This window comes from Coleofasciculus sp. LEGE 07092 (genome assembly GCF_015207375.1).
In the GTDB taxonomy this organism is placed as follows: domain Bacteria; phylum Cyanobacteriota; class Cyanobacteriia; order Cyanobacteriales; family Coleofasciculaceae; genus LEGE-07092.
Genome location: NZ_JADEWY010000241.1, coordinates 1 through 3,634 on the forward strand (window position 1 = coordinate 1; position 3,634 = coordinate 3,634).

Here is a 3,634-nt window from a genome sequence, read left to right on the forward strand (position 1 = left end):
CCCCTGCTCCCCAGCTCCTCGGCTCCTCTGCTCCTCTGCTCCCCAGCTCCCCAGCTCCCCAGCTCCCCCGCCATTCATCAAACGCAAATCTCGCCAAATTGCACGACCTCTAAGCATTCCCGTCGGGTCTTCCGGCAGCCCCCCCCGCCCTGTGAGAGCAAAGGAGTTTCCCTCATCTGCTGGACAGCCTGTAGCAATTAGCCTCGTAGGGTCGATGGGTGTTTGGGGCAACTCCACTAATCCTTGGCTGGGATTCACCTCTGGGGTGTTGAGTTCCACAATACCACTGAAGTCAGGACCGAGGGCAGATGTGGCAGTAATGTCACTTTCTGGAGTTTGTGTCTCTCGAAATTGAGTGCCAAAGATGCCAGCCGCATTGATAATCACTCGACCTCCGGCACCAACGAGAGCGTTAGCACTGATATCGCTATTTTCCAGAGCGACTAAAGTATCCGTATCGAGCCTAATATTTCCCCCATCAGCATTATCGGCATTGGTGCTAATTTGACTGCCGCCTCGCAGCAACAGATTTTGCGTTCGCAGCGTGATATTGCCCCTCGCACCGGAAACAGTAGCAGCCGTAATTTTACCGTCGTTTTCGAGTCGAATGGTGTCCGCGTTAACTCTTAGATTGCCCGCAGCGGCTAATTTTTCACCATTAACGCTAATTTGCGCCCCATCGCGAACCATCAACTGTCCGGTTTCAACTGTTAAATCCCCTGCTTCTCCCAATACTTCAGACTGGGAAGGTGGAATAAAGCTACTAGGAACCGAATCAGAAGATGCCTCTGAGCGCAGACTACTGAAAAACATGCCATCTGCCGATGTGCCACTCAGTTCCACAGAATCAGACGCCCTGACGACTAATCTGCCTGCTCGCCCAACGTCTTGAGTCGTAGTCGATATCACACCACCATCTCGCACAACCAATCGCCTGGTATCGATTTGGATGTCGCCACCAGCACCTGTGCCAATACTTTGAGTGTTCAAACTACTCAGTTCCTTACCATCTTGTGAGGTGCCAATTAATTCGACCAACTCCGACGCCTGAATATTCAGCGTTCCCCCAGACGCTGCACCAAAGGTAGCGGCTCCAATTCCAGCCCCATCTCGAATGGTTAACTGTCGAGTTTCAATCCTCAAGTTTCCAGCCGCTTGAGTCGCATCCCTAAACGCATTAGAAGCAAAGCCGCTTTTGAATTGACCATCCGAAGTGGTGCCAATCAATTCAATAGAGTCTGAGGCTTGAACGGTGAGATTTCCGCCGCGTCCTCCACCAAAGGTAGAGGTGAATATCCCTCCCCCTTCTGTGGCAGTCAGTCGTCTCGTTTGCACCAAAACTTGACCTGCATCCCCATCCCCATAACTGTCGCCAAATAACTCGGAGCCGACAATTTCAACTGATTCGGACGCTCTGACCACCATATCTCCCCCCATGCCGATATTAAAGGGAGAGGTGGAAATGAAAGCGCCTTCCCGCAAACTCAACCGCTCCGTGTCAATGGTTAGGGTATTGGCGCTACCCGAACCAAAACTCAGAGAAAACAAACCGCTTCCGAGTTCAGATGGGGTAATGGTTTTTGTATTGAAAAGCTGATCTAAAATTGCCTGAAGCTCTTGATTGCCAATAATTTCTACAGCCGATGCCTTGACGGTTAAACTCCCTGCTGCCCCTGAGGAAAAGGTAGACGCGGAGACAAACGCTCCCTCTCGAAGGCTCAACTGTTGTGCCTGAATAACAATACCACCCCCATCCAAACTGCCAAGGGTATCCGCCAATAGTTGCGAACCCCCTGAAAGGAGTACCTGAGCACCTTGCACTTGAATGTTACCACCCCCAGAACCGCTTGCCGCGATCGCAGCTTGCTGGGAAAGTTGAATATCCTGAAACCTTTGGACGCCCTCATAGCCTGCACTGAATCCGTCAGTTGTGGTTGTCAGACGAACAAAGCTATTCTCTCCCACACTACCTAGTTCAACCCGTCCGCCCTCTGATGTTAGATAGCCGCCCTCTAAACTGACTTGACCCCCGATTAACCCTATTGTTTGACCCGGTGGCACCTGGAGTCCGATGATTTTACCATTTGTGTCAGTGAATCTAGATTGATTGAGGATACGTCTAGGATTGGCTCCATACTGCAAGCCTATCGGCACGTTAATGGCTAACAGGGAAGGAGCTTGGGGATTGGTGGTACTGAATTCGCTTCCATCAGGAAACTTAAAGCTACTCGCGGTACTGGCAATAAACGAGCCACCAATATTTAGTCTTGCATTAGACCCAAAAATAATGCCATTGGGATTAATGAGAAATAAATTAGCCGTACCGTTAGCCCTGAGGGTGCCGTCAATGGTGGAGAGTTGTCCTCCCGTAACTCGCCCGAAGAGGTTCTGAATCTCTGGGGCGTTTTTGAAGAATGCCTCTGAACCTGCGGGGATAGAAAATTCCTGGAAACTGTGGAATAAATTGCTACCCCTTTGGGTGCCTCCCCTAATCTCAAAGGTTGTGCCTGAGGGGGTGACAATCGTTTCAGTAGGTAAGTAAGTATCTGCAACAACCTCCGCCTGAGCTGGGTTGGGAGTACTGAGCAGGCAGAGAAAAGAACCAGCAAACCCAAGGGAATAAGGCGCTGTTTTTTGAAAAAACTGCCTGCAACTGCTTATTGGCTTTGCCAACGGATGAGAACTCCCTCCGTGCTAGTTTCCAGACTGTTAGAAAGAATCATAATATGCATAAAAACAGTAAAAAGTCAATAAGTAGCTCGGTTTAATAAAATTTATACCAACAAGACTTATTAAGACTTAGGCACAGGCTCTACATCTGGTAGGAGTATAAAGCGGTTCTCACTTACATAAGGTACAGTCCCTACTCCCCACTCCCCACTCCCTACTCCCTACTCCCTACTCCCTACTCCCTACTCCCTACTCCCTACCTTCATCAGGGTGTACCTCACCAGATAGAGCAACGCTATAGTATGCCCATGAGTGTTAATTTAAGGAGTAAGGAAGTTTAAGTGGTTGCCGGGGACTGAGCGTAATTCCTCTGGATTGCCTTGTAGTTTGAGTTCACCATTTTCTAATAATACAATCCAATCAGCACGGTTAATCACTCTGGGGCGGTAGCTAAGACTAAGACACTACGGGTTTTTTGTTGTAGGGCAGGCAGGAAAATAATAGTGGAAAGGGTCATTAAAATAGCAATGGCTGCCGCAGCAACCGTCAGTTTCCAGCTATAGAACAGCATGAAGCCCCAGGAAACCAGGGCAATAAAAAACTGGCTCGGGAGGCTGATAATTGCTTGGGAAACGAGTTGGTTAATTTCGCGGATGTCACGGAGGCGGCTAACAATTTCGCCACTAGTCTTCTTAACTGTGCTGGAGAACGCTTTGATATTTTTTCACTCCTTAGAGATAACTCACTTCACTTTTATACGTCCTAGATTAAGTGTACAAACCTTCGGTCACTCTTTGGTAGACTATGTTTGGGACCAGAGAACCTGCATCGACAATAAAATTTGTTGACGATTACTGTGAATGGTATAGAAAACTATTTCCAGAGGTAAGAAAAGTAGGAAAAGTAGCCTCTTTTTTTAACAGGCGTGGGGAGAGGGGTTGGGGGTGAGGGCTGTCTCTTATAC

General features: G+C 48.7%; 1 protein-coding gene and 1 pseudogene. Both read right to left on the bottom strand.

The features are described from left to right. Nucleotides 1-2,673 (bottom strand): beta strand repeat-containing protein (locus IQ257_RS29035; RefSeq protein ID WP_193933470.1); only part of this gene is annotated, 2,673 nt, incomplete at its 3' end. A 448-nt stretch (nucleotides 2,674-3,121) separates the two neighbouring features. After that, nucleotides 3,122-3,361, bottom strand: a pseudogene (locus IQ257_RS29040) (ABC transporter transmembrane domain-containing protein); the annotation flags it as partial. Between the last annotated feature and the right edge of the window lie 273 nt (nucleotides 3,362-3,634).